Source organism: Segeticoccus sp. (assembly GCF_035708005.1).
Map to the genome: position 1 here is coordinate 1 of NZ_DASSTI010000041.1, position 25817 is coordinate 25817.

Annotated in this window: 28 protein-coding genes, 1 tRNA gene and 1 riboswitch; of the genes, 8 read left to right on the forward strand and 21 right to left on the reverse strand. The window is 72.1% G+C overall.

What is annotated here, in order from left to right:
• The 6 genes from VFL99_RS04700 to VFL99_RS04725 form a co-directional block, all read left to right on the forward strand.
• Positions 1 to 318, forward strand: a 318-nt coding sequence (locus VFL99_RS04700) for an extracellular solute-binding protein (RefSeq protein ID WP_325105176.1), incomplete at its 5' end; no start/stop codon positions are given.
• Complete coding sequence (locus VFL99_RS04705; protein WP_325105177.1) at positions 318 to 1211, forward strand: ABC transporter permease; 894 nt, start codon at positions 318 to 320, stop codon at positions 1209 to 1211. The genes VFL99_RS04700 and VFL99_RS04705, both read left to right, overlap by 1 nt.
• A 110-nt stretch (positions 1212 to 1321) precedes the next feature.
• On the forward strand, positions 1322 to 2104 hold the full coding sequence (locus VFL99_RS04710) for an ABC transporter permease (RefSeq protein WP_325105178.1): 783 nt from the start codon (positions 1322 to 1324) through the stop codon (positions 2102 to 2104).
• 1 nt (position 2105) lies between these two features.
• A complete protein-coding gene (locus tag VFL99_RS04715) occupies positions 2106 to 3212 on the forward strand; it encodes an ABC transporter ATP-binding protein (protein WP_325105179.1) in 1107 nt (368 codons plus the stop codon).
• Positions 3209 to 4534: a flavin monoamine oxidase family protein gene (locus VFL99_RS04720; RefSeq protein WP_325105180.1), complete on the forward strand. Its 1326-nt coding sequence runs from the start codon at positions 3209 to 3211 to the stop codon at positions 4532 to 4534. The genes VFL99_RS04715 and VFL99_RS04720 overlap by 4 nt, the downstream gene beginning before the upstream one ends.
• Positions 4535 to 4613: 79 nt before the next feature.
• The gene (locus VFL99_RS04725) at positions 4614 to 5723 is read left to right on the forward strand and encodes an aromatic ring-hydroxylating oxygenase subunit alpha (protein ID WP_325105181.1); all 1110 of its coding nucleotides are present in this window, start codon (positions 4614 to 4616) and stop codon (positions 5721 to 5723) included.
• Positions 5724 to 5776: 53 nt separating this feature from the next.
• Here VFL99_RS04725 and gcvP read toward each other — a convergent pair whose 3' ends face one another.
• The 11 genes from gcvP to VFL99_RS04780 all read right to left on the reverse strand — a co-directional run bounded on the left by gcvP (position 5777) and on the right by VFL99_RS04780 (position 14725).
• The gene (gcvP, locus tag VFL99_RS04730) at positions 5777 to 8698 is read right to left on the reverse strand and encodes an aminomethyl-transferring glycine dehydrogenase (protein ID WP_325105182.1); all 2922 of its coding nucleotides are present in this window, start codon (positions 8696 to 8698) and stop codon (positions 5777 to 5779) included.
• 90 nt (positions 8699 to 8788) lie between these two features.
• Positions 8789 to 8878: riboswitch (glycine riboswitch) on the reverse strand.
• Between the two features lie 82 nt (positions 8879 to 8960).
• Positions 8961 to 9557: a MerR family transcriptional regulator gene (locus tag VFL99_RS04735; RefSeq protein WP_462283433.1), complete on the reverse strand. Its 597-nt coding sequence runs from the start codon at positions 9555 to 9557 to the stop codon at positions 8961 to 8963.
• A 193-nt stretch (positions 9558 to 9750) separates the two neighbouring features.
• Positions 9751 to 10251, reverse strand: coding sequence for a bifunctional nuclease family protein (locus VFL99_RS04740; protein WP_325105183.1), 501 nt, complete (start codon positions 10249 to 10251; stop codon positions 9751 to 9753).
• Positions 10252 to 10268: 17 nt separating this feature from the next.
• Positions 10269 to 10964 carry a transcriptional regulator FtsR gene (ftsR, locus tag VFL99_RS04745; protein WP_325105184.1) on the reverse strand — a complete coding sequence of 232 codons (696 nt, stop codon included), beginning with the start codon at positions 10962 to 10964 and terminating at the stop codon, positions 10269 to 10271.
• A 29-nt stretch (positions 10965 to 10993) separates the two neighbouring features.
• On the reverse strand, positions 10994 to 11452 hold the full coding sequence (locus VFL99_RS04750; RefSeq protein WP_325105185.1) for an FHA domain-containing protein: 459 nt from the start codon (positions 11450 to 11452) through the stop codon (positions 10994 to 10996).
• A 33-nt stretch (positions 11453 to 11485) separates the two neighbouring features.
• Positions 11486 to 11875, reverse strand: coding sequence for a glycine cleavage system protein GcvH (gene gcvH, locus VFL99_RS04755; protein WP_325105186.1), 390 nt, complete (start codon positions 11873 to 11875; stop codon positions 11486 to 11488).
• Between the two features lie 71 nt (positions 11876 to 11946).
• Complete coding sequence (locus tag VFL99_RS04760; protein WP_325105187.1) at positions 11947 to 12705, reverse strand: DUF881 domain-containing protein; 759 nt, start codon at positions 12703 to 12705, stop codon at positions 11947 to 11949.
• Positions 12698 to 13030, reverse strand: a complete 333-nt coding sequence (locus VFL99_RS04765) for a small basic family protein (protein ID WP_325105188.1) — start codon at positions 13028 to 13030, stop codon at positions 12698 to 12700. The genes VFL99_RS04760 and VFL99_RS04765 overlap by 8 nt, the downstream gene beginning before the upstream one ends.
• Positions 13027 to 13950, reverse strand: coding sequence for a DUF881 domain-containing protein (locus VFL99_RS04770; protein ID WP_325105189.1), 924 nt, complete (start codon positions 13948 to 13950; stop codon positions 13027 to 13029). Before VFL99_RS04770 ends, VFL99_RS04765 begins: the two co-directional genes overlap by 4 nt.
• Positions 13947 to 14561 (reverse strand): CDP-alcohol phosphatidyltransferase family protein, encoded by a 615-nt coding sequence (locus tag VFL99_RS04775; RefSeq protein WP_325105190.1) that lies wholly within the window; start codon positions 14559 to 14561, stop codon positions 13947 to 13949. The genes VFL99_RS04770 and VFL99_RS04775 overlap by 4 nt, the downstream gene beginning before the upstream one ends.
• Positions 14562 to 14651: 90 nt before the next feature.
• Positions 14652 to 14725: transfer RNA gene (locus VFL99_RS04780), tRNA-Pro, on the reverse strand.
• 57 nt (positions 14726 to 14782) lie between these two features.
• On the opposite strand from VFL99_RS04780, the gene VFL99_RS04785 reads away from it, so the two are divergent.
• Positions 14783 to 15778, forward strand: a complete 996-nt coding sequence (locus VFL99_RS04785) for an NADPH:quinone reductase (RefSeq protein WP_325105191.1) — start codon at positions 14783 to 14785, stop codon at positions 15776 to 15778.
• A 4-nt stretch (positions 15779 to 15782) separates the two neighbouring features.
• On the opposite strand, the gene der is transcribed toward VFL99_RS04785, so the two are convergent.
• The 9 genes from der to xerD all read right to left on the reverse strand — a co-directional run bounded on the left by der (position 15783) and on the right by xerD (position 24080).
• Entirely contained in the window at positions 15783 to 17270 is a 1488-nt protein-coding gene (der, locus tag VFL99_RS04790) for a ribosome biogenesis GTPase Der (protein WP_414713716.1), read from the reverse strand.
• Entirely contained in the window at positions 17263 to 17952 is a 690-nt protein-coding gene (cmk, locus tag VFL99_RS04795; protein ID WP_325105193.1) for a (d)CMP kinase, read from the reverse strand. Before cmk ends, der begins: the two co-directional genes overlap by 8 nt.
• 76 nt (positions 17953 to 18028) lie before the next feature.
• A complete protein-coding gene (locus VFL99_RS04800) occupies positions 18029 to 19177 on the reverse strand; it encodes a prephenate dehydrogenase (RefSeq protein ID WP_325105194.1) in 1149 nt (382 codons plus the stop codon).
• A complete protein-coding gene (gene aroH / locus VFL99_RS04805) occupies positions 19174 to 19530 on the reverse strand; it encodes a chorismate mutase (RefSeq protein WP_325105195.1) in 357 nt (118 codons plus the stop codon). Before aroH ends, VFL99_RS04800 begins: the two co-directional genes overlap by 4 nt.
• Before the next feature lie 26 nt (positions 19531 to 19556).
• Positions 19557 to 20336 carry a pseudouridine synthase gene (locus VFL99_RS04810; protein ID WP_325105196.1) on the reverse strand — a complete coding sequence of 260 codons (780 nt, stop codon included), beginning with the start codon at positions 20334 to 20336 and terminating at the stop codon, positions 19557 to 19559.
• Complete coding sequence (gene scpB / locus VFL99_RS04815; RefSeq protein ID WP_414713717.1) at positions 20333 to 21028, reverse strand: SMC-Scp complex subunit ScpB; 696 nt, start codon at positions 21026 to 21028, stop codon at positions 20333 to 20335. The genes VFL99_RS04810 and scpB overlap by 4 nt, the downstream gene beginning before the upstream one ends.
• Positions 21025 to 21927, reverse strand: coding sequence for a segregation and condensation protein A (locus tag VFL99_RS04820; protein WP_325105197.1), 903 nt, complete (start codon positions 21925 to 21927; stop codon positions 21025 to 21027). Before VFL99_RS04820 ends, scpB begins: the two co-directional genes overlap by 4 nt.
• Before the next feature lie 26 nt (positions 21928 to 21953).
• Positions 21954 to 22823, reverse strand: coding sequence for a ParA family protein (locus tag VFL99_RS04825; RefSeq protein ID WP_325105220.1), 870 nt, complete (start codon positions 22821 to 22823; stop codon positions 21954 to 21956).
• A 294-nt stretch (positions 22824 to 23117) separates the two neighbouring features.
• Positions 23118 to 24080, reverse strand: coding sequence for a site-specific tyrosine recombinase XerD (gene xerD / locus VFL99_RS04830; protein WP_325105198.1), 963 nt, complete (start codon positions 24078 to 24080; stop codon positions 23118 to 23120).
• Positions 24081 to 24101: 21 nt separating this feature from the next.
• Between xerD and VFL99_RS04835 the strand changes: the two genes are divergently transcribed.
• Complete coding sequence (locus VFL99_RS04835; RefSeq protein WP_325105199.1) at positions 24102 to 24719, forward strand: hypothetical protein; 618 nt, start codon at positions 24102 to 24104, stop codon at positions 24717 to 24719.
• Here the strand turns inward: VFL99_RS04835 and ald are convergent.
• Entirely contained in the window at positions 24694 to 25809 is a 1116-nt protein-coding gene (ald, locus tag VFL99_RS04840) for an alanine dehydrogenase (RefSeq protein ID WP_325105200.1), read from the reverse strand. The genes VFL99_RS04835 and ald overlap by 26 nt on opposite strands.
• Positions 25810 to 25817: the final 8 nt, after the last annotated feature.

Here is a 25817-nt window from a genome sequence, read left to right on the forward strand (position 1 = left end):
GGCTTCGAGTCACCCAAGGAGGGCACGCCAGTCAACTCCGACTGCTATGCCATTCCGGCCAATGCCGCGCACCCCGGCACCGCGATGTTGTTCATCAACTACCTGCTGGAGCCGGAGAACGTCATCAAGAACATGAACTACATCGGCTACCCGATGCCCGTGCACGGCACCGAGTCGGCCTACGACAAGATCGTTGCCAACTTCCCCGAATGCAAGGTCACCCTGAGCGACCTGTCCGACGACCTGTACTTCGACGACGGCAGCACCGCGCAGACCCGCCGCCGCAGCGCCGCCTGGACGCAGATCAAGGTGGGTTGATGGCCGCCTCGACCGGTCCGCCCGCCGGGCGTCCAGATCGGCGCCGCCGCGGCCTGTGGCTCTACACCGCGATGTTGTTGCCGGGGACCGCCTGGATGTCGATCTTCTTCATCTGCGCCCTGGTCATCATGGTGCTGCTCAGCTTCGGGACCACCGATGCACTGGGCAACCCCAGTTTCGGCACGACCACGGAGAACATCTCCGGCATCCTGCACGGCGTCTACTTCAAGGCAATCGTGCGTTCCCTCGGCTACGCCGTGTGCAGTTCGGCCATCTGCCTGATCGTGTCCTATCCCGTCGCCTACGTGATCGCCCGGCACGGCGGTCGCTACAAGCACGCGTTGCTCGGCCTCCTGGTGGCTCCCTTCTTCGCCAACTACCTCATCCGCATGTATGGCTGGCAGACCCTGCTCTCCGACGAGGGGCCGCTGCTCACCTTCCTGCACCACCTCGGGGTCCCGAGCAGTTTCCACCTGATCAACACCCAAGGGGCGGTGATCGCGGGCCTGGCCTACGGCTACGTCATCTTCATGGTGCTGCCCCTCTATGCCTCGCTGGAGCGCATGGACCCCGCCACCATCGAAGCCGGCCGCGACCTCTACGGCTCGGCACTGAAGACCTTCCTGACGGTCACCGTCCCGGCGTCGCGGGGCGGGGCCTACGCCGGGATGGCGCTGGTGTTCCTGCCCTCGGTCGGCGACTTCGTCAGCAACGAGCTGCTCGGCGGACCCAACACGGTCATGGTGGGCAACCTCATCCAGGACAAGTTCTTCGATGGCCAGAACTGGCCCCTCGGCTCGGCCCTGTCGATGGTGCTGATGATCCTGCTGCTGCTGTTCCTGTCGGCATACGTGCGCCACAATGCACGCGAGGCCCGGGAGGCGCGAGAGTGACGACCCAGCTACAACACCGGTCGCTGCGGCAACCGCCCTCCCCGACGGCCCCGCCGCGCGCGAGGGGCCGGCGGCGCGCCAACCGCGTCGAGCGACCCTCCCGAGTCGCCGTGGCCTTCACGGCCCTCTTCTTCGCCGTCCTCTACCTGCCGATCGCCGTCGTCGTGCTGTTCTCCTTCAACAGCTCCAAGTCCCTGGCGGTCTTCCACGGCTTCTCGACGCGGTGGTACCACGCGTTCTTCCAGGACGCCGAGCTCACCGGTTCCGTGGTCACCAGCCTGGAGATCGGCGCCGTGGCCATGATCGGGTCGGTCGTCCTCGGAGTCCTGCTGGGCGTCGGGCTGGTTCGCTCGCGAGCCCGCATCGGCAAGCTGGCCAACGTGATCATGCTGGTGCCGTTGATCACCCCCGAGATCATCACCGGCGTCGCCTCGCTGCTGTTGTTCAAGGCGGTCGACCTGCGGCCGTCGCTGGCGACCGTGATGATCGCCGAGACCACCTTCTCCATCTCCTACGTGACCGTGATCCTGCGCTCGCGGATCGCTGAGGTGAACCCGGAGATCGAGGACGCCGCCATGGACCTGGGCGCGAGCCGCTGGCAGGCCTTCCGGTCGGCCACTCTCCCGCTGCTGTGGCCCACCATCGCCGCCACCGCGCTGCTGGTGTTCACGATGGTCTTCGACGACTTCGTGCTCGCCTTCTTCACCACCGGGGTGACACCGCAACCGATCTCGGTGCGGATCTACTCCGCGATCCGCTTCGGCATCCAGCCCACCATCAACGCCGTGGGCACCCTGATGCTGGGCGGTTCGATCCTGCTGATCGTGCTCGCCCTGGTGCTCCCCCGTCTCTTCGGCCGACGGGGACACGGCCGCAACCTGTTCGGAGGCTGACATGACCGCCCTCGGCACCCCCGTGACCTCCGCCCCCGCGACGACCGAGAGCGCCGTTCGGCTCGTCGGCCTGACCAAGGCCTTCGACGGGACCACCGTGGTCGACGACCTCGACCTGGACATCCGCCGCGGTGAGTTCTTTTCGCTGCTGGGCCCCTCAGGTTGCGGGAAGACCACGACGCTGCGCATGGTCGGCGGATTCACCGCACCCTCCTCCGGTTCGGTGCTGCTGCTCGGCGACGACGTGACCGCGCTGCCCCCGGACCAACGTGACGTGAACACGGTCTTCCAGAGCTACGCCCTCTTCGAGCACCTGTCGGTCTGGGACAACGTCGCCTACGGGCTCAAGCGCCGTCGGGTCCCCCGCAAGGAGATCCGCACCCGGGTCGGCGAGATGCTGGAGATGGTCCAGCTCGACGGGCGCGGCAAGGACCGGCCTCGCGCACTCTCCGGCGGCCAGCAACAGCGCGTCGCGTTGGCCCGGGCGCTGGTCAACCGGCCCTCGGTGCTGCTGCTGGACGAGCCCCTGGGCGCGCTGGACCTGAAGCTGCGCCGGGCCATGCAGGTGGAGCTGAAGCGGATCCAGCGCGAGCTCGGCATCACCTTCGTCTTCGTCACCCACGACCAGGACGAGGCCTTGACGATGTCGGACCGCTTGGCCGTGATGTGCGAGGGTGTCGTCCACCAGGCCGGCACGCCCGAGGACATCTACGAGCACCCCGCCGACCGGTTCGTCGCCGGCTTCATCGGCACCGCCAACCTGGTGACGGGACGCTACGCGAACGGCGCGCTGCGGCTGCCCGGCGGGGTGGCGCTGCGCACCGGCATACTCCCCGGGGCGGTCGAGGGCACCGAGGTGAGCATCACGGTGCGGCCGGAGAAGATCTGGCTCTCCGAGCTCACCGACGACATGGTGCAGACCGACGCCTTCGTCCGCGCCACCGTCTATGGCGGCGCGACCACCACCTACCTCCTCGAGATCGCCCCCGGCGTCGAGCTCTCCGTGCTGGAGCAGAACCTGGACCGCTCGCGCAACGACGAGCGGTGGTCGGACGGCGACCGCGTCCGGATGGGATGGCGCCCCGAGTACTGCCTGGTGGTCACGTGAGCACGCCGATGAGCGCGGACGTGGTGGTGGTCGGTGCCGGACTGGCTGGGCTGGCGGCAGCCCGCGACCTGTCCGACGGTGGAGCCGACGTGCTGGTCGTGGAGGCGCGACCACGCGTGGGCGGCCGCGTCGAACAGGTGAGGCAGCCCGACGGGCGCCTCGTGCAGCTCGGTGGCGAGGTGATCGGCAACTCCCACACCGCCTACCAGCAGCTGGTCGCCGAGCTCGGCCTGAGCCTGGTGCCGTCCTACGTCGCCGAACCCGGCGAGCTGACGTACGCCCTGCACGAGGCCGTCTACGTCGGCTCCTCGCCGCCGTGGTTCTCGGCTGCCGACCACGACAGCATGGCCCGGATCGAGGAACGCTTCGCGGGCCTGGCCGCCACCGTCGATCCCGACGACCCATGGCGCCATCCTGACGCGGCGGCCCTGGACCACACGTCGGTGCGGCAGTGGCTGGTGGCCGAGCAGGCGACCCCCCCGGTGCTCCGAGCCCTCGAGGTGGCCCAGCTGGGCCTGAGCGCCGGCTCCCTGGAACGCACCTCGCTGCTCGCCCTGCTGCGCAAGTGCGCCACCACCGAGAGCCACGGCCTCTATTCGTATGCCGAGTGGGAGAACCTGCGCGTCGCCGAGGGCTCGGCCACGGTGGCCCTCCGGATGGCCGAGGAGCTCGGTGACCGGGTGCGCTGCTCCGCACCGGCGCGGGCGATCAAGGCCTCGGCCGGTGGCTGCTCCGTGCAGCTCGACAGCGGCGAGCTGCTGCACTGCGCAGCGGTGGTCAGCGCGGTGCCGGCCGGCCCGTTCCGGGACATCGAGACCAGCGGCGTCTCCGATGCCCGCCTGGAGTCGCTGCACCGGCAACGGCACGCGCTGGCAGCCAAGTTCGTCGCCGCCTATCCCCGCCCCTTCTGGCGGGACCGCGGCCAGAGTGGGCTCAGCGAGTCCGAGGGGATCCTCGGGTCCTCCTGGCCCCAGGGCGAGGCCGTCCTGTCCACGCTGGTGCCACCGGAACGACTCGCCGCCTACGTCTCGACCGATCCCCGGTTCCGCCGCACCGAAGCCCTGGCCGAGCTCGCCCGGTGGTTCGGGCCGGAGGCGCGCGAGCCGGTGGCGACGTACGAGCGGTTGTGGGGCACCGACCCGTGGACGCAGGGCTACATCACCCAGTGGCGGCCCGGGGACGTCCTCGCCGTCGGACCGCTGCACGGCACCCACGAACCGCCGCTCTACGTCTGCGGATCCGACCAGTGGGTGGCCGGCTACATGGAGGGTGCGGTGCGCACCGGGCGCGCCGCGGCCCGCGCCGCCCTGCAGCACGGGTGAGGCCGATGGACACCACGCGCAGGACCACCAGCGGAAGAGCCGCGACCCGGCGCCCCTTGTCGCAGGACTGGAGCTGACGATGACCGAGACGAGTGCCCCGGAGCGGCACACCCTGCCCGGGCGCGACTACCACGCCCCCGAGGTCTACGAGCTGGACCGCGAGCGGATCTTCTTCCGCTCCTGGATGTATGCCGGGCGCGCCGAACGCCTCGCCAGCAAGGGCCAGTGGATGACGGTCGACCTCGCCGGCGAGAGCATCCTGCTGGTGCGCGGCGAGGACGGGCGGATCCGCGGGTTCTACAACGTGTGCCGCCACCGCGGGACCCGGCTCTGCGAGGAGGGGGAGGGCCGCGCACGGACCTTCCTGCGGTGTCCCTACCACGCGTGGAGCTACCGCTTGGACGGGCAGCTGGCGGTCACCCCGAACATCGAGGAGGACGAGCTCGATCGCAACCAGCTGTCGCTGTGGCCGGTGCACGTGGACACGTGGCAGGGCTTCCTCTTCATCAGCCTGGACCGCGAGCAACCGCCGGAGCTGCGGCAGTGGCTGGCGGCCCAGCACGACGAGCCGGTGGGGCTGGAACGGTTCCGGCTCGACGAACTGCGCATCGGGCACATCAGCGTCACCGAGGTGCAGGCGAATTGGAAGATCGTGGTGGAGAACTACAACGAGTGCCTGCACTGCCCGATCGTCCACCCCGAGCTGGTGCAGCTGATCCCGGCATACCGTCGTGGCTGGGTGGAGGAGGACGGCCGCGCGGACGGCGGGGTGTCCCTCGCCGAGGGCCGCACCAGCGTCGGCGGGGACCCCCGCAGCCGGATCCCGATGCTGCCCGGGATGGGCGAGCACGAAGCCTCCTCCTACTTCGGGGCCATGGTCTTCCCCAACATGTTCCTGGACGTCAGCGGCACCGAGGCACTGGCCACCGGGATCTTCCCGACCGGCCCGACCAGCTGCCGGCTGGTCACCGAGTACCTCTTCCATGCCGAGGCGCTGGCCGACCCCGACTTCGACCCCGGCCCGGTGGTCGAGTTCAACGACCGGGTCACCGCCCAGGACAACGACGTGTGCGAGCGGGTGCAGCGCGGGGTGCGGTCGCGCGCGTTCGACCACGGCGTGTTCCCGGCCAAGGACTCCTACGTCCACGCGTTCGACCAGCGCTACCTGCGCGAGCGGGACGGCGGCTGAACGGCCGGTGGCTCGGGCGCGACCCTGCACGCCCGAGCCACCGGCAGCAACCGTCAGTTCTCCTCGAACGCCTCCGGCGAGGGGCAGGAGCAGATCAGGTGCCGGTCGCCGTAGGCACCGTCGATGCGGCGCACCGGCGGCCAGTACTTCGCGGTCGGCTCGACCCCGGGCGGGAAGGCCGCCGTCAGCCGGTCGTAGGAGTAGGTCCACTCCCCCGCCAGCGAGTGCGCGGTGTGCGGCGCGTGCCGCAGCGCGCTGTCGGCGACGGCCACCTCGCCGTCGGCGACCGCCTGGATCTCCTTGCGGATCGCGATCATCGCGTCGATGAAGCGGTCCAGCTCGGACAGGTCCTCGGACTCGGTCGGCTCGACCATGAACGTCCCGGCCACGGGGAAGGACATCGTCGGTGCGTGGAACCCGTAGTCGATGAGCCGCTTGGCCACGTCGTCGACCGTGACGCCGGTGTCCTTGGTGATCTGGCGCAGGTCGAGGATGCACTCGTGCGCGACCAGGCCGTCGCTGCTGGCGTAGAGCACCGGGTAGTGCTCGCGAAGCCGGGCGGCGATGTAGTTGGCCGAGAGCACCGCCACCTGCGAGGCGCGGGTCAGCCCGGCACCGCCCATCAGCCGGATGTAGGCCCACGAGATCGGCAGGATGCTCGCCGACCCGAACGGCGCACCCGCCACCGGCCCGATGCCCTCGCGGTCCTCCCCCGGCATGAACGGGTGACCGGGCAGGTACACCGCGAGGTGCTCGCGCACCGCGACCGGGCCGACGCCGGGGCCACCGCCGCCGTGCGGGATGCAGAAGGTCTTGTGGAGGTTCAGGTGGGACACGTCCCCGCCGAACCGGCCCGGCTGGGCGGCGCCGATGAGCGCGTTGAGGTTCGCCCCGTCGATGTAGACCTGCCCGCCGGCGTCGTGCACGAGCGCGCAGAGGTCGCTGATGGTGTCCTCGAACACCCCGTGGGTCGAGGGGTAGGTGACCATGATCGCCCCGAGCCGGTCCCTGTTGGCCTCGACCTTGGCCTTCAGGTCGTCCATGTCGATATTGCCGTTGTCACCGTCCGTCTTGACGACGACGACCTTCATGCCGGCCATCACGGCGCTGGCGGCGTTGGTGCCGTGCGCACTGGCCGGGATGATGCACACGTTGCGCTCGTCCTGCCCGTTCGCCTGGTGGTAGGCGCGGATCGCGAGCAGCCCGGACAGCTCGCCCTGCGAGCCGGCGTTGGGCTGCAGCGAGATCTGGGCGTAGCCGGTGATCCGGCACAGCCACTCCGAGAGCTGCGCGATGAGGTCGCGGATGCCCTCGCTCTGGTCGGCCGGGGCGAACGGGTGCAGCTCGGCGAACTCCGGCCAGGTGATGGACTCCATCTCCGTGGTCGCGTTGAGCTTCATCGTGCACGAACCGAGCGGGATCATCCCGCGGTCGAGCGCGTAGTCGCGGCCCGAGAGCAGCCGCAGGTAGCGCAGCAGCTCGGTCTCGCTGTGGTGCTCGTGGAAGACCGGGTGGGTCAGGTAGTCACTGGTGCGCAGCAGCTCCTGCGGCCAGGAGGGTTCGACCGACTGGACGCCTGCAGGCCCGTCCGCGCCGAACGCCGCAGCCACGGCCTGCAGCTGGTCCAGCGTGGTGGTCTCGTCGGTGCTGAGGGAGACCCGGTCGTCGTCGACCTGCCACAGGTTGATCCGCCGCTGCGCTGCCGCGGCCACGACCTCGCCGGCCCGCCCGGGGACGTGCACGGTCAGCGTGTCGAAGAACTGGTCGTTCTCCACCTCCACGCCGGCCGCCCGCAGGGCGTCGGCGAGGGCCACGGCGCTGGCGTGGACGCCGCGCGCGATCCGGCGCAGGCCGTCCGGACCGTGCCACACGGCATACATCGAGGCCATCACGGCGAGCAGCACCTGGGCGGTGCAGATGTTGGAGGTGGCCTTCTCGCGCCGGATGTGCTGCTCGCGCGTCTGCAGCGCGAGGCGGTATGCCGGAGCACCGTCCTCGTCGACGCTCACCCCGACGAGGCGGCCGGGCAGGGTTCGCTCCAGGCCGGCGCGCACGCTCATGTAGCCGGCGTGCGGGCCACCGAAGCCCATCGGCACGCCGAAGCGCTGGCTGGTGCCCACGGCGACGTCGGCGCCCCACTCCCCCGGCGGGGTCAGCAGGGTCAGCGCGAGCAGGTCGGCGGCCGCGGTGACGAGGGCCTTGACCGAGTGCGCCGCCTCGGTCAGCGCGTGGAAGTCGCGGATCTGGCCGTCGGCGCCCGGGTACTGCACCACGACGCCGAAGACGTCGCGGTCACCGGCGGCGGCGCGCAGGCTGGCCTCGTCGGTCACCCCGTCGAGGTCGGCGACGACCACCTCGATGCCGAGCGGCACCGCGCGGGTGCGGACCACGGCGATCGACTGCGGCAGGGTGTGCTGGTCGAGCAGGAGGACGGCGTCCTTGGCGGCCTTGCTGCCGCGGCGCATGAGCGTCATCGCCTCGGCCACGGCGGTGCTCTCGTCGAGCAGCGACGCACCGGCGGTGGTCAGGCCGGTCAGGTCGCTGACCACGGTCTGGAAGTTGAGCAGCGCCTCGAGCCGGCCCTGTGAGATCTCCGGCTGGTAGGGGGTGTAGGCGGTGTACCAGGCGGGGTTCTCCAGCACCTTGCGCTGCACCACCGGCGGCACGTGCGTGCCGTAGTAGCCCAGCCCGATCATCGAGGTGAAGACCTGGTTGCGGCCGGCGAGGGCGCGAAGCTCGGAGAGGACGGCGTGCTCGGAGGGTGCGGCGGGTAGGTCCAGTCGCTCCTCGGTACGGATGTCGGCCGGGATGGCGGCGTCGAGCAGCGCCTCGAGGGAGGGCTGGCCGACCGTCTTGAGCATGGCGGTGACCTCGTCGGGCGAGGGACCGATGTGCCGGGAGACGAAGTCCGGCAGCTCGTCGGAGGTCTCCACCGTGGAAGCATCCTGGGTGCGGACGCTGGTGTCGCTGGACATCAAGGCTCCTGTCGCGGGCGTGTTCGTGACACCTCCCCCTCTGTAGCCGCCAGCACGGCGGTATGCCGTGTGGCCGGCGTCCAGAGTTGCCTCACCCACGCGGTCCTGGCGCCTGAGAGGTTCCGGGGAGTTTGCCCCTTCGGCGCCCCAGTGTGCTGGGGACTCTCCCGCGCAGGGTTGTCAGCCACCCTCGAATCTACCCCATCCGCACAACGGCCGAGCCCCGCGACGGGGCTCGGCCGTGGCAGTGCGGGAGGACGGGTCAGCCGGTGCGGCGGGCCTTGCGCCGGGCGGACAGCTCGTCGTCGGGGTGCTCGGCGGGCGGCTCCCCGGCCCGCTCGCTGGGCAGCGTCGCGAGCTGGCCCTCGACCTCGCGCCAGACGCTGCCGACGGCGATGCCGAAGACGCCCTGTCCGCCGCGGAGCAGGTCGATCACCTCGTCGTCGGAGGTGCACTCGTAGACGCTGGCGCCGTCGCTCATGAGCGTGATGTGGGCCAGGTCGCGCACGCCCCGGTCCTTCAGGGCGGCGACCGCCACCCGGATCTGCTGCAGCGAGACCCCGGTGTCGAGCAGCCGCTTGATGATCTTGAGCACGAGCATGTCGCGGAAGCTGTAGAGCCGCTGCGTGCCCGACCCCGAGGAGTTGCGGACCGAGGGCTCGACGAGGCCGGTGCGGGCCCAGTAGTCGAGCTGACGGTAGGTGACACCGGCCGCCCGGCATGCGGTCGGGCCGCGGTAGCCCACGTCCTCGCGCAGCTCGGGCAGGTCGTCGGTGAACAGCAGACCCTGCGCAGCGACCGGCACGCCCTTGTCCATGCTGGAACTGGCTGCCGTGCGCGCCTCTCCGGTGGAGCTCACACCATCCTCCTGATGTCCGTCCGACGACGTGTCCGGCGGGATCCCCGGCGGGGTCATGGCCGGCACCACACCGGCATGCGCGTCCTCGTTCCGCTGACGCTACGGCGACCATGGGGGGCCGTCAACGACCACCGAGCGGAAGCGGTGCGCGTGTCGCGAGTCACCAAACCACCCCTCAACCTCAACTGGAGGGTCAGATCTGCTCCGTCCCCGTGGGCGGCGGGTCCTCGGGCTTCTCGAAGTCGTCGGCCGACACGTGCTCGAGGAACTCCCGGAACCGCTCCACCTCATCCTCCTCCTCGCCGGCGATGGCCACGCCAGCCTCGTCGAGCAGGCTCTCGGGCGCGAGGATGGGGGTGCCGGTGCGCAGCGCCAACGCGATGGCGTCGGAGGACCGCGAGCTGACCTCGGTGGTCCCGTCGAACACCAGACTGGCGTAGAACACCCCGTCGGTGAGCGAGTCGATCCGCACCTGGGTGAGCTCGTGCCCGAGCTCCTCGATGACGTTCTTGAGCAGGTCGTGCGTCATCGGTCGTGGCGGCTCGACGCCCTGCTGGGCATACGCGATCGCCGTCGCCTCGGGCGCCCCGATCCAGATCGGGAGGTAGCGCTCCCCCGCCCGTTCGCGCAGCAGGACGATCGGGTGGTTGGTGGGCATCTCGACCCGGACGCCCATGACGTCGAGCTCTCTCACGGTTTCCACGGTACCCCTCAGCCCCCCGAGATTCCTGCCCTGACGAGAGCCGCGTGCAGGGCCAGACAGTGGTGCAGGATCTCGCTCGCCTGCTCCTCCCGTGCCGCCCGCCGGCGGGCGCCGAGCGCCTGCTCCACCAGCCCGATCTCGCGGTCCGCGGCGAGTCGGAACGGCCGCAGGTGCCGCGCCTCGATGCCGTATGCCGTGAGCTCACCGGCCGCACGCGCGACGGCGAGTGCCTGGTCGTCGAAGAAGCCGTCTTCGGTGGACTGGACCAGGCCGAACGAGAGCAGGTCGGTGAACGTCGCCTCGTCGACCTCGGCCGCGTCGCGCAGCTCCTCCCGGGTCAGTCGCAGGCCCCGGCTCGGACGCAGCTGCGCGGGTGCCGGCACGTCCGGGTCGACGACCGCGGCGGGCACGCTGGGCCGGTTCGCGGCCTCGGGATCCGGCGGCTGCAGACCACGGTCCATCGCATCGAGCGCCTCGCGGATCACCCGCAGCGGCCAGAACCGGTCGCGCTGTGCCGTGAGGATGTAGCGCAACCGCGCCACGTCGGCGCTGGAGAAGGTCCGGTAGCCCGAGCCGGTGCGCTGCGGCGTCACCAGGCCCTTGGCCTCCAGGAAGCGGATCTTGGAGATCGACAGGTCCGGGAAGTCCGGCTGCAGCAGCGCCAGCACCGCGCCGATCGGCAACCCGCGCTCCTGCGACGTCACCGCAGAACCCTCTCGCGGTTCCTGCGAGGTCACCGGTGGCTGGCGCCGTAGTACACCAACCGGAACTTCCCGATCTGCACCTCGTCACCGGTGCCCAGCACGTGGTCGTCGATCCGCTCGCGGTTGACATAGGTGCCGTTCAGCGAGCCCACGTCGTGGACGGCATACCCCTCACCCTCGCGACGGAAGACGGCGTGCCGGCGGGACACCGTGACGTCGTCGAGGAAGATGTCGCTGTCGGGGTGCCGTCCCGAGCTCACCTCGGCCGCGTCGAGCAGGAAGCGGGCGCCGGTGTTCGGCCCGCGCAGCACGACGAGCAACGCCGTGCCCGGGCGCAGGGCGTCGACCGTCGCCTGGTCGGCAGCGGACAGCCGCGGGCGTTCGACCTCCCGCTGCTCAGCGGCGAGCTCGTCCTCCACCCCGGGCAGCCGGATGGTGGTCGGGTCGAGCCCCGCCTCGTCCTCGGGCCCCCGATTCTGGTCGGTCATGCGTGCACTCCTGCAGTCGGCCGGGCGGCCAGCTCAGTCGAGCTGTGCCCGGTAGGCCTCCACATCCATCAGTCCTTCGAGGGCCGAGGTGTCGGCGAGCTTCACCTCATACATCCAGCCCTCGCCGTAGGGGTCGGTGTTGACCAGCTCGGGGGACGCCTCGAGGCCCTCGTTGACCCCCGTCACCTCCCCGGCCAGCGGCGCGTAGAGGTCGCTGACCGACTTGGTGGACTCCACCTCACCGCACGCGTCCCCGGACTCGACCGAGTCACCGACCGACGGCAGGCTGACGTAGACCACGTCACCCAGCGCGTCCTGGGCGAAGGCGGTGATCCCGATGCGCACGACTCCGTCGTCCAGCTCGCGCACCCACTCGTGCTCCGCCGTGTAGCGCAGGTCCTGCGGGTACTCCAACTCGCTCATCTTCTCCTCGGGCCTTCCTGGCAGCTGCCGTTGGTCGGGCCTGCCCTCGCGTCGTCGACACGCCGGCAGGGTCAGGATGTGCTTGGTGATGCGGAGGGTACCGGGCGAGCGTAACGAGGCTTCGAGGCGGTCTGCAATGCATCGATCTCGACCCGCTTCGACTGGCGGATCGACACCTGCGCGCCGAGCTGGCGCACGGTTTCGCTGACGCCGCCGGGGATGTCCATCGCGGCCGACAGGGTGTGCGGGTCACCGATGACGAGGATGTCGTAGGGCGGGTCGACCGTGACGCCGTCGACCTGCAGCTTGCGCCCCGACATCCCGAACCACGTGCTCGCCACGACCCGTACCGGGCCGATCTGGATCGCCTCGGCGCCCGCGTCCCGCAGCTCCTCCACGGCGTCGAGCACCACCGGTGCGGTGACCCGGTGGTTCCGGTCCTTGATGGTCAGCTGGATGCCCGGCCCCTTGGCAGCCACGGTGCCGGTGAGGATCTGCAGCGACTGCAGCCGCTGCCGCGCAGCGCGCAGGGCAGTCTGGTCGCCCTGCCCCTGCGACAGCTGCTCCTTGGTGCGCTGCAGCTGGTTCAGCTCCTGGTCGAGCTTGGAGGAGCGCTGCGTCACGTCGTCCAGCAGGCTGACCAGGTCGGCCTGCCGCAGTGACTCCAGGCCCTCGGACTGGGTCTGGTGCACCTGCGTGACGATCGCGAAGCCGAGCAGCACCGCCAGGGCCGCGGCGAGCGCGTTCGCCTTGGTCGCCCGCGGGCGGCCCATCCGGATGAGCCGCTGCCAGGCGCTGGGCCGCTTCGGCGGGGGCGGGGTGTCAGGCATGGAACAGGTGCCGTCGGATGGAGGCGACGTTGGAGAAGATCCGCAGCCCGAGCACGACGACGACACCGGTGGACAGCTGCGACCCCACGCCGAGCTGGTCGCCGAGGAAGACGATGAGCGCCGCGACGACGACGTTGGACAGGAACGAGATCACGAAGACCTTGTCGTTGAAGATGCCGTCGAGCACGGCGCGCACCGCCCCGAAGACCGCGTCGAGGGCCGCGATGACCGCGATCGGCAGGTAGGGCTGCAGCCACAGCGGCACGTCCGGGTGCAGCAGCAGCCCGATGAGCATGCCGGCCAGCAGTCCAAGGGCGGGGATCATGGCTGTTCCTCCGAAGGGGAGCCGCCGCTGGGCGCAGCCGGCGCCGACGTGTCAGGGGTCGCGAGACGGGTCCGCACCGAGGAGGCTCCGGGCACCGTCAGGTGGTCCTGGACGACGAGGTTGGCACGGATGTGGAACTGCTGTTGCAAGGCGCGCAGGTAGGCTCCTCCCTCTCCCCGCTGGAACGCGGCCGGCATGGTGTCCGGGTCGCCGATGGCCGTGATGACGTAGGGCCTCGTGAGCGGACGGTAGTCCACGAGGATCGCCTGGCCGGCGAAGCGGATCGCGGACTGGGCGGTGAGGCGCTGGCCGCCGACCGAGATCGCCTCGGCGCCGGACTCCCAAAGGCTGTTGACGAGGAACTGCAGGTCGCGGGAGGTCACCCGGCCGTCCCCGGTCTGGGCGCTGGTGCGCGGGTTGGCGTCGCCGTCCGCGGCGCCCGCCTCCTGTGCCGCGTCGTCCACCGTCAGCTGCAGCCCCGGGCCGGCCGCGGGCACGGTCCCGGCAGCGAACTCGGCGGCCTGCACCCGGCTGGCCACGGTCTGTCCGGTGCCGGCGAGGGCCCGGCTCTGCAGCCGGTCGATCTGTGTGCGCAGGTCGGCCACCTGTCGGGCCCGGTGGTCCCCGGTCGCCTGGCGGCTGCGGATCTGGGAGATGAGGTCGGCCCGCGCCTTGGTCGCCGCCGTCGCCGGGACGCGCAGGGTGAGCGCGGCGGTGACCAGCAGGAAGCCGATGACGATGGCCGCGATGATCAGCAGCGGCGTGCGGAAGCCGGTCGAGGCGGGCAGCCCGGCCGCTCGGCGACGGTCGGCCTCCTCCGCGTAGGACGGGTCGAGGGGACGCTCCATCACTTCGGTGATGAGCGCCATCGACGCGGCCACCGCGCGGGGCTGCTGCGGCCGGGGGGCCTGGTCGGTCACGGCCGACCGCCCTCCACCCCGGTCACCGCCGGGTGACCGCCGCGGGCGAGGCGAAGGTACTGCACGGCATACATGCCGCCGGCGACCCAGTAGAGGACCATGCCCCACCAGGCGAAGGCCCACCCGAGCGGCACCGTCACGGAAGCGGTCGCGGAGCTGACCTGGGCGAGCAGCAGCAGCGGGAAGGCGTAGAGCAGGGCGAAGGTTGCCGACTTGCCGACGAAGTTCACGGGGAGGCCGACGTAGCCGTGGCGGCGCACGCCGACCATCACCAGGGCACCGAACGCCTCTCGCGCGAGCAGGACGACCACCACCCACCACGGGATGACGTCGCGCCAGGCGAGGCCCAGCAGGGTGGACAAGATGTAGAGCCGGTCGGCGACCGGGTCGAGCAGCTGGCCGAGCCGGGACTCCAGCCCGAAGTGGCGGGCGATCTTGCCGTCGAGGTAGTCGCTCACCCCGGACAGGCCGAGCACCACCAGCGCCCAGGCGTCGTGGCGGGCGAGGATGAGCCACAGGAAGACCGGCACCCCCAGCAGGCGGGCCATCGAGATCATGTTGGGGACGGTCCACATCCGGTTGCTGACCTGATCCCTCACGTGATCCCTCACGACGGAAAGCCTATGCGGGAGCGGTGCCGGGACGGATACGGGCCGCCTCCGACGCGCGGAGGCGGCCCGTCTGCCAGATCGGCCACACCGTCGGGACGACAGGATTTGAACCTGCGACCCCTTGACCCCCAGTCAAGTGCGCTACCAAGCTGCGCCACGTCCCGGGAAGCCCTGAACTGAGCGGTAGAAACTGTAACGCACCCGAGGGAGAGGATGACAACGTGCCGGACACACCACGCCAGATGCTCGCCGCCTGCATCGACCGGCCCGGGCCCGCCGAGTCGATCGCGCTCCGCCGGATCCCCGTGCCGGTGCCGGGCGGGGACGAGGTGCTGGTGCGGGTCGGGCAGGTGACGGTGGACCCGGTGGACACCTACGTGCGCAGTGGCCGCTACCCGACCCCGCTGCCCTCGCCGTTCGTCATCGGCCGCGACCTGGTCGGCACGGCGGAGGCGGCCGGCACGCAGGACAGCGGGTTCGCACCCGGTGACCGGGTCTGGTGCAACAGCCTCGGGCACGAGGGCCGCCAGGGCTCGTTCGCGGAGTATGCCGTCGTCCCCCGGGACCGGCTCTACCACCTTCCCGAGGGGGTCGACCCGGCCACGGCCGTCGCGGTCGCGCACCTGGCGGCGACGGCCTACCTCGGGTGGTTCGTGCACGCGCGGCTGCGGCCGGGCGAGACCGTCTTCGTCGGGGGCGCGGCCGGCAACATCGGCACGGCGGCGGTCCAGCTCGCCACCGCGGCCGGGGCTCGGGTGGTCGCCACCGCCAAGCCGGCCGACCACGACCGGTGCCGCCGGGCGGGGGCCGACGTCGTGCTCGACTACCACGACGAGCAGCTGGCCGACGCAGTGGCGCAGGCCGCTCCCGACGGAGTGGACGTCCTGTGGGAGACCTCCGGCCACCACGACCCCGACCTCGTCGCAGCGGTCCTCGTGCCCGGCGGCCGGGTGCTCGTGACGGCCGCGGCGGACCCGACGTCGGCCGCGGCGTGGGCGAGCAGCTACACCAAGGACGTCGCCACGCTCGGCTTCGTGATGAGCCGGGCCCGGGTGGAGGACCTGGCGGCAGCCGCCGACCTGATCAACACGATGCTGGCCGACGGCCGGCTGACCGCACGCATCACCGAGCGGGGGCACCTGGCGGAGGCGGCCGGCATACATGCGCGGTTGGAGGCGGGGCAGCTCTCCGGTCGCGCCGTCCTCGAGGTGCCGTGAGCGGTCAGCGCCGCCGCTTCTCGCGCACCCGCACGGACAGCTCGATGGGCGTGCCGGCGAAGCCGAACTCCTCCCGCAGCCGCCGCTCCAGGAAGCGCCGGTAGCCGGCCTCGAGGAAGCCGCTGGCGAACACGACGAAGCGCGGCGGGCGGGTCGAGGCCTGCGTCGCGAAGAGGATGCGCGGCTGCTTGCCGCCGCGGACCGGGTGCGGGTGGGCGGCCACGACCTCACCGAGGAAGGCGTTGAGGCGGCCGGTGGGGATGCGGCTGTCCCACGACTCCAGGGCGGTCTCGAGCGCGGGCACCAGCCGGTCGACGTGCCGGCCCGTGCGCGCGGACAGGTTCACGCGAGGGGCCCACGGGACCTGCACCAGGTCCTTCTCGATCTCCCGCTCGAGGTAGTAGCGGCGCTCCTCGTCGGTGAGGTCCCACTTGTTGTAGGCGATGACGAGCGCCCGGCCGGCGTCGATGACCTGCTGGATGACGCGTACGTCCTGCTCGGTGATGGGCGTGCCGGCGTCGACGAGCACGACCGCGACCTCGGCCTTCTCCAGGGCCGTCTGGGTGCGCAGGGAGGCATAGAAGTCCGCCCCGCGGGTCTGGTGCACGCGGCGCCGGATGCCGGCCGTGTCGACGAAGCACCAGGTGCGCCCGCCGAGCTCGACCAGCTCGTCGACCGGGTCCCGGGTGGTGCCCGCGACCTCGTCGACGACGACCCGGTCACTGCCGGCGAGCCGGTTGAGCAGGCTGGACTTGCCGACGTTGGGCCGGCCGAGCAGGGCGACCCGCCGCGGTCCGCCGGTCCCACCGAGGCCACCGGTCGCCGAGTGCTCCGGGAGCACCTCGAGCACCGCGTCGAGCACGTCCCCGCTCCCCCGGCCGTGCAACGCCGAGACCGGCCACGGCTGGCCGAGGCCGAGGGACCACAGCATGGCGGCGTCGGCCTCGGAGCGGGCGTCGTCGACCTTGTTGGCGACCAGCACGACCGGCTTGCCGGCGCGGCGCAGCAGCTTGACGACGGCCTCGTCGGTGTCCGTGGCGCCCACGGTGGCGTCCACGACGAACAGCACGACGTCGGCGAGCTCGACCGCGACCTCGGCCTGCTCGGCGACCCGCAGGTGGATGCCCGCCGCGTCGACCTCCCAGCCGCCGGTGTCCAGCAGGGTGAACCGGCGCCCGGACCACTCGGCCTCGTAGGCCACCCGGTCGCGGGTCACGCCCGGGACGTCCTCGACGACGGCTTCCCGCCGGCCGAGGACGCGGTTGACCAGGGTGGACTTGCCGACGTTGGGCCGGCCGACGACCGCCACCACGGGCAGGGGTGCACCCTCGGCGCCGGTCAGCGGCTCCTCGTCACCGCGGTCGATGAGGGCCCGGTCCTCCTCGCTCAGCTCGACGTCGGCCAGGCCGGCGCGCAGGGCCCGCTCGACGGCGGCGTCCTCGACCTGGTGGCCGCCGGCATCGTCCGCTGAGTGCTCGCTCACGTCAGGCATTCTCGACCACCTTCAGCACGGCCTCGATCGACTGGTCCAGGTCCAGGTCGGAGGTGTCGACCGTGACCACCCCCGGCGCGGCCTGCAGGAACTGCGAGACCGTCGAGTCGTCCCGGTCACGCCGGGTGATCTGGTCGCGGGTGGCGGCCACGGCCGTCTGGCCGGCGTGGCCGTGCAGCTCCCGGGCCCGGCGCGCGAGCCGGGCGTTCTCGTCGGCCACCAGCAGGATCCGCACGTCGGCGTCGGGTGCGACCACGGTGGTGATGTCCCGGCCCTCGGCGACCACACCCGGCCCGTGTGCCGCGGCGTCCCGCATGATGGCCCGCTGCCGGGCACACAGCTCGGTCCGCACCGCCGGCACGGTCGCCACCCTGGACACCACCGAGGAGATCTCGGTGGTGCGGATGGGACCGTCGACGAGGGTGTCGGCGACCTGCACCGACGGGGCCTCGGGGTCGGTCCCCATCCGCAGCGGCAGCTCGCGGGCCGCCGCCGCGACGGCGTCGGGGTCGTCGAGGTCGATCTTCTGCTCCAGGCACCACCAGGTCAGGGCGCGGTACATGGCACCGGTGTCGAGGTAGGCCAGGCCGAGACGCGTGGCCACGGCCCGGGACACCGTGGACTTGCCCGAGCCCGAGGGGCCGTCGATCGCGATGGTCAGAGGGGTTCGGGAGGCGGTCACCCGGCCGATGCTATCCGCGCAGCACGGGCGCTCGTGCACCCGGCGGTGCGCCCCGCCGCTGGTGGCATCACCGGGCTCAGCCCGGAGGGTGGACCCGCCAGCCCTTGTCGGTGAGGACCTGCTGCAGCCGCTCCACCGCGGAGGGCAGCACGGCGAGCTCGGCCAGCCCGACCGGCTGGCCGATCCCGTGCTCGAGGTGCAGGTCCTCCAGGTTGATCCCCGCCACGCCCATGTCCTGGAACAGCCGGCCGAGCGCGCCGGGCTCATCGGGGACCAGGACGACGACCGAGCCGTACGCGGTCGGTGCCGCGCCGTGCTTGCCCGGGATGCGGGCGTGACCGGCGTTGCCCCGGGCCACCGCCCGGGCGAGCACACCACGGGGCGCACCGTCACGGGACGCCTCCTGTCGCGGCGCTGCCGTCTCGGCGAGCAGCGTGCGCAGCGCCGACCGCACCTCCTCGAGATCTGCGGCGAGGGCGTCGAGGACCGGCAGGACGGCGTCGGCGTTGCCGGTGAGGATCTGGGTCCACAGCAGCGGGTCGCTCGCGGCGATCCGGGTCACGTCGCGGAGTCCCTGCCCGGAGAGGGACACCGCCGGGTCGGGCAGGTCCCGGAGCCGCCCGGCCACCAGGCTGGCGGCGACCTGGGGCGCGTGGGATACCACCGCCACCGCCCGGTCGTGCTCCTCCGGCGACATCGTCACGGGCGCCGCGCCGGCGAGGGCGGCGGTGGCGCGGACCAGCTCGGTCGCCTCCGGCACCGCCTGCGGACCGGGGCAGACCACCCAGCTGCGTCCCTCGAAGAGGTCCGCCTGGGCGGCGACCGCCCCTGAGCGTTCGCGGCCGGCCATGGGGTGGGAGCCGACATACCGCACCAGCTGGCCGCTGCGCCGTGGGCCGACGGCCGACCGGACCGCGGCGAGCACGGACGTCTTGACCGACGCCACGTCGGTGACCACCGCGTCCGGCCAGCGGGTGAGCGCCCCGACGACCACCGTCGCGGCGACGTCGGGCGGCGCCGCCACCACCACGAGGTCGGGCGGTGGGTCGTCGTCCACGCCGACCCGGCCGGCGCCGAGGTCCCGTGCGAGGGCGACCGCGGTCGGCGAGGGGTCCTCGAGCACCACGTCGACCCCGCGGCGCCCCAGCGCCAGCCCCAGACTGGCGCCGATCAGGCCGGTGCCGATGACCCGGACCACCCCGGGCGCCCCCCGCTGCTCGCTCACTGGGCCAGGTCGCGCCGCAGCGCCGCCGCGCCCCGCAGGTAGACGTGGGTGATCTCCCCGCGCGCCAGCGGCGTCATGACGTGGGCCATGAGCCGCACGACCCGCGGCATCGCCCCGGTCACGTCCATCTCCTGGGTACACATCAGCGGCACGTCGCCCATCCCGAGCTCGCGGGCCGCCACCGCGGGGAACTCACTGTGCAGGTCGGGGGTGACGGTGAACCAGACGGAGATGAGGTCCTCGAGGCCGAGGTGGTTGGACTCCAGCACGGTGGTCACCAGCTCACGGGTGGACGCGAGCAGGTGCTCGCGCTCGTCCATGTCGAGCTGGATGGCGCCACGGATGGCCCGCACAGCGGGACGACGACCGTCCTCCCCCGTCACAGCCCCGCCGCCTCGTAGAGCGCCGAGACCTCCCGGCGGTTCAGCGGGCGCATCCGGCCGGGCTTGAGGTCGCCGAGCCGCACCGGCCCCACGTCGGTGCGCACGAGTCGGAGCACCGGGTGGCCGACGGCCTCGAGCAGCCGGCGCACGACGTGCTTGCGCCCCTCGTGGAGGACGACCTCGACGAGGGCCTGGCCGGGTTGGGAGTCCACGACACGGAAGGAGTCCACCTGCACCGGGCCGTCCTCCAGCTCGATGCCGGCGCGCAGCCGCCGCCCCAGGTCCTTGGGGATGGGTCCGGGCACCTGCGCCAGGTAGGTCTTGGTCACGCCGTATGCCGGGTGCTGCAGTCGGTGCGCGAGGGTGCCGTCGTTGGTCAGCAGCAGCAGCCCCTCGGTGTCGGCGTCGAGCCGGCCGACGTGGAACAGCCGCTCGCGGCGGTTCTCGACGTAGTCGCCGATGGACGCGCGGCCCAGATCGTCGCTCATCGTCGAGACGACCCCGGCCGGCTTGTTGAACGCCAGGTAGGTCCGGGTGTCGTCCACCTGGACCCGGGTGCCGTCCACGTGGACGCTCTGCCGGGTGGGGTCCACCCGCACCCCGAGCTCGGTGACCACGTGCCCGTCGACCGACACCCGCCCCTCGGTCATCAGCCGTTCGCAGGCGCGGCGGCTGCCGACCCCGGCGGCCGCGAGCAGCTTCTGCAGGCGCACCCCGTCGGGGTCGTGCACGTCGACCGGGGCGTCACCGCCACGGGTCCCGCTGCGGCGGGTCATCGAGCTCCCTCCTCGTTGATGGGGGTACCACCGGCGTGCGGTGGGTCGTCCAGGGCGTCCAGCTCGGGCAGGTACGGCGCGAGGGCCGGCAGCTCGGACAGGTCCGAGAGGCCCAGCCGCTGCAGGAAGTAGGTGGTCGTGCCGTAGAGGGTGGCGCCGCTCTCCTCGTCCTGGCCGGCCTCCTCGATCAGGCCGCGGGTCAGCAAGGTGCGCACCACCCCGTCGACGTTCACGCCCCGCACGGCGCTGACGCGCGAGCGCGACACCGGCTGGCGGTAGGCGATGACCGCGAGGGTCTCCAACGAGGCCTGGGTGAGCTTGGCCTGCTGACCGTCGAGGAGGAACTTCTCGACCACCGGCGCGTAGTCCGCCCTGCTGTAGACCCGCCAGCCGCCGGCCACCTGCCGCACCGTGAAGCCGCGCTCATCCCGCTCGCACTCCTGGGCGAGGGCGTCCAGGTGGCTCCGCACCTCGTCCACGGGCAGCTCCAGCACCGAGGCCAGAGCCACCTCCTCGACCGGCTCGTCGACCACCATCAGGACGGCCTCGATGGCGCTGCGGGCCCCGCCGGGCACGCTCGTGACGTCGAAGCGCTCCTCGGCCTCCTCGTCCGTGGCCTCGGCCTCCTCGGCCGGCGGCTCCGGGATCGACGGGGCCTCCTCGACCGCCTGTTCGGTCTCCTGCTCTGTCACGCGTCCTCGCTTCGCTGCTCGCTCTGTGCCGTCTCGTCGCCCTCGTCGAACTCGTCGCCCACCTGCACGTCGCCCTCGTCCTCACCGGTCCACTGCACGGTGAGCTCGCCGAGCGCCTCCTCCTGCTCGAAGGTGATCGCCGCCTCGCGGTAGAGCTCGAGCAGCGCGAGGAAGCGGGCGACGATCACGAGCGTCCCGTCGGCTCCCGCGACCAGGTCGCGGAAGGAGCAGCGGCGCTCGCGGCGGAGTCGGCCCACGACGATGGCCGCCTGCTCCCGGACGCTGACCTGCGGTGCGTGCAGGTGGTCGACGCCGACCGTGGGCACCGGCTTCGGCGTGAGAGCCCGTGCAGCGATCATCGCCAGCTGGTCCGGGGTCACGCCCATGACCAGCTCCGGCAGCAGCCCGGCGAAGCGCTCCTCCAACCCGGCCTGGCGCGGCGTCATGCGCCCGGCGGTGGCCATGCGATCGGCGAACACCTCGGCGACCCGCTTGAAGGCGCGGTACTGCAGCAGGCGGGCGAACAGCAGGTCGCGGGCCTCGATGAGGGCGAGGTCCTCCTCGTCCTGCGGGCTCAGCTGCGGCAGCAGGCGGGACGCCTTGAGGTCGAGGAGGGTGGCGGCCACGAGCAGGAACTCCGAGGCCTGCGACAGGTCCCAGTCGCTGTCGGCCGCCTGCGCGGCGCGGATGTGGGCGATGAACTCGTCGGTCACCTTGGCCAAGGCGATCTCGGTGATGTCCAGCTTGTGCTTGGAGATCAGCCCCAGCAGCAGGTCGAACGGCCCGGAGAAGACGTCGAGGTGCACCTCGAACGGCGCGGAGGCGGCCCGGCGGGTCAGAACGCCACCGGGCACCTCGGGGGCGGCGTCCTCGACGGCGTGCAGCTGTTCGGTCGCCATGGCCCGTCAGGACCCGTCCACGTGGCTCAGGCCGCCCCGCCGCGGGCGATCAGCTCACGGGCCAGCTGCCGGTAGGCCTCGGCGGCACCGTGCGTGGAGGCGTAGGAGGTGATCGGCTCGGCGGCCAGCGTCGCGTCCGGGAACTTCACGGTCCGGCTGATGACCGTGTGGAACACCTGGTCGCCGAAGTGGTCGACCACGCTGCGGACGACCTCCTTGCTGTGCAGCGTCCGGCCGTCGTACATCGTGGCGAGGATGCCGTCCATGTGCAGCCCCGGGTTGAGCCGGTCGGTGATCTTGTCGATCGTGTCGATCAGCAGGGCCACCCCGCGCATCGCGAAGAACTCGCACTCGAGCGGGATGATCACGCCGTGCGCAGCGGTGAGGGCGTTGACCGTCAGCAGGCCGAGGGAGGGCTGGCAGTCGATCAGGATGACGTCGTAGTCCTCCAGGACCGGACGCAGCACCCGGGAGAGGATCTGCTCGCGCGCCACCTCGCCGACCAGCTGCACCTCGGCCGCGGACAGGTCGATGTTCGCCGGCACCAGGTCGAGGTTCTCGGTTCGGGTGCGCTGCACGATGTCGCGGATGTCGTGGCCGCGCTCCACCAACAGGTTGTAGATGGTGGTCTCGAGCTCGTGGGTGCGGATGCCCAAGCCGACCGAGAGGGCCCCCTGCGGGTCGAAGTCGACGAGCAGCACCTTGCGGCCGTACTCGGCGAGCGCCGCCCCGAGGTTGATCGTGCTGGTGGTCTTGCCGACGCCGCCCTTCTGGTTGCACATGGCGATGACCCGGGCCGGGCCGTGGCCGCGCAGCGGGGGCGGCTCGGGGAAGTCGGGCAGGGGACGGCCGGTCGGCCCGAGCTGGCCGGCTCCGGCGGTCTCGGTCCCGGGCAGGTGGGCGTAGCCGTGGGCGCGCGGCTCGTCGTCGACGAGTCCGGAACGCGGAGTCTCGGACCGGGGGGTCTCGGAGCGCGGAGTATCGGAGCGGGGGGTCTCGGGGGCCTGGTCCGGGGTGTCCTCGACCGGACTCGTCACCTCGGAACGGACGGGCTGTGTCACTCCCAGTGCCTCCCTCACGTCGGTCAGGCCTCACGCCGATCGCGTCCGACCCTAACCGCGGCGTCGACGGGCCATCAAGGCGGCCCACCGAGTGGACAGCCCAGCGCGGTGAGGGCAGCGCGTCGGCACTTACCGCGCGCGGGGGTGGGCCTGTGCGAACACCTCGCGCAGCTGCTGCACCGTGACGAGCGTGTAGATCTGGGTGGTGGTCACCGACGCGTGGCCGAGCAGCTCCTGCACGACCCGCACGTCGGCGCCGCCGTCGAGCAGGTGCGTCGCGAACGAGTGGCGCAACGTGTGCGGGCTGACGTGGGCACTCAGGCCGGCCCGCTCGGCCGCCTGCTGGATGATGGTCCACGCGCTCTGCCGGGACAGCCGGCCTCCCCGCTGGTTGAGGAACAGCGCCGAGGTGCCCTTCCCCTTGGCTGCCAGGGTGGGGCGCGCCCGCACCAGGTAGGCCGCCACGGCTTCGCGCGCGTAGCGACCGAGCGGCACCACCCGCTGCTTGTCGCCCTTGCCGTGCAGCCGGACCGCTCGCTCGCCGTCGACATCGACGTCGTCGACGTCCAACCCGACGGCCTCGCTGACGCGCGCGCCCACGGCATACAGCAGCTCGAGCAGCGCGCGGTCGCGCAGCGAGGCGGGCGTGTCCCCGACCGAGGCGGCCTGCAGCAGCCGCTCGACCTGGTCGACGCTGATCGCCTTGGGCAGCCGTCGGGCGCCGCGCGCGGGGGCGACGCCCCCGGCCGGGTCAGTGGTGGTCACCCCCTCGCGCACGAGGAAGCGGTGCAGGCCGCGCGCCGCAACGAGGGTGCGGGTCGCCGAGGAGGTGGCGAGGGGCGGATGGCCGTCGCCCCCTTCGCGCAGGGAGGCCAGGAAGTCGGTGACGTCGCGCTCGCCAACCCGGTCGGGGTCGCGGACTCCTCGTGCGGCCAGGAACTCCCGGTAGCGGCGCAGGTCGCGCCGGTAGGCGGCGAGGGTGTGCGCCGAGGCGCCCCGCTCCACCCGCAGGTGGTCGAGCCAGCCACTGATCGCCACGTCCATCGGGGTGGTCGCGCGCCGCGCCCGCGTGGTCGTCTCCGTCGTCGCCATGACCCGCCCATCATGGTCGACATGAGCCTGTATGCCGTCACACCCGCCCGTCGTGTCCGCCAGCTGGGTGCCGACCTGCTCGTACTCGCCTGGGTGGTGCTCTGGTGCCTGCTCGGCTGGTGGGTCCACGCGGCGGTGGTGACGTTGCGTGGACCCGCCGACCAACTGCTGCACGCCGGCACCGAGTTCCACGACGGCATGAGCCGCACCGGCCACGCGCTCGGCCGGCTACCGGTGGTCGGCGACCAGCTCGGGCCCGCGCTGGACAAGGCGGCCGCGAGCGGCGGGTCGCTGGCCCAGGCCGGGCACGGGCTGTCCGACGGGGTGGGCCGGCTGGCGCTGGTGCTCGCGTTGCTGACCGCCGTGGTGCCGATCCTGCTGGTCCTGCTGCCCTGGCTGTCGCTGCGACTGCGGTTCGCGCTGCGCTCCCGGACGGCACAGCGGGAGCTCGCCGCGGGAGCGGGACCGGAGCTGTTCGCGCTGCGGGCGCTGGCCCGCCAACCGGTGGACCGGCTCCGCGCGGTCAGCGCGGACCCCGCGGGGGACTGGAGGCGCGGCGAGCCGGGGGTGGTGCGGGCCCTGGCCGACCTGGAGCTCGCCGACCTGGGGGTGCTCAGGACAGGGCGTCGGCCAGGCTGACCTGATCCATCCCGTGGGCCTCAGCGACCGGCGGGTAGACCACGGCCCCGTCGTGCACGTTCAGCCCGCGGGCCAGGGCCTCGTCGGCGCGCAGCGCCTCCCGCCAGCCGCGGGAGGCGAGCTCCACGGCATACGGCAGGGTCACGTTGGTGAGCGCGTAGGTGGAGGTGTGCGGCACCGCTCCGGGCATGTTCGCGACGCAGTAGAAGACGCAGTCGTGGACCCGGTAGGTCGGGTCGGCGTGGGTGGTGGGCCGGGAGTCCTCGAAGCAGCCGCCCTGGTCGATGGCGATGTCGACGAGCACACTGCCGGGGCGCATCCGGGACACCTGCTCGTTGCTGACCAGGCGCGGCGCGCGGGCGCCCGGAACGAGGACGGCACCGATCACCAGGTCGGCGTCGGCGATGGCCCGGTCCACCTCGTAGGCGTTGGAGGCGACCGTCTGCAGGTGCCCCTGGTAGATCGCGTCGGCGTGCCGCAGCTTGGCGATGTCCTTGTCGAGCAGCAGCACCTCGGCCTGCATCCCGAGGGCGATGGCGGCGGCGTTCATCCCCGAGACCCCGGCGCCGAGGACGACGACCTTGGCGGCATAGACGCCGGAGACCCCGCCGAGCAGGATCCCCCGGCCGCCGCCCGCCCGCATCAGCGCCGCGGCGCCCACCTGCGGGGCCAGCCGGCCGGCGACCTCGCTCATCGGCGCGAGCAGGGGCAGGCTGCGGTCGGCCAGCTCGACCGTCTCGTAGGCGATCGCGGTCACCCCGCGGTCGACGAGCTCACGGGTGAGCCGCTCGTCGGCGGCGAGGTGCAGGTAGGTGAACAGCACCTGACCGGCCCGCATCCGGTCGTACTCCTCCGGGACCGGCTCCTTGACCTTGAGCACCAGCTCGGCGTCCGCCCACACCTCGTTGGCGTTGCCCCGCACCCGGGCGCCGGCGGCCGCGTAGTCCTCGTCGGCGATCGCCGATCCGGAGCCGGCGCCGGACTCCACGACCACCTGGTGGCCGGCCGTCACGAGCTCGTGGACTCCGGCCGGGGTGATCGCCACCCGGAACTCCCCCGGCTTGACCTCCCGCGGAACACCGATCCTCACGTCACCGG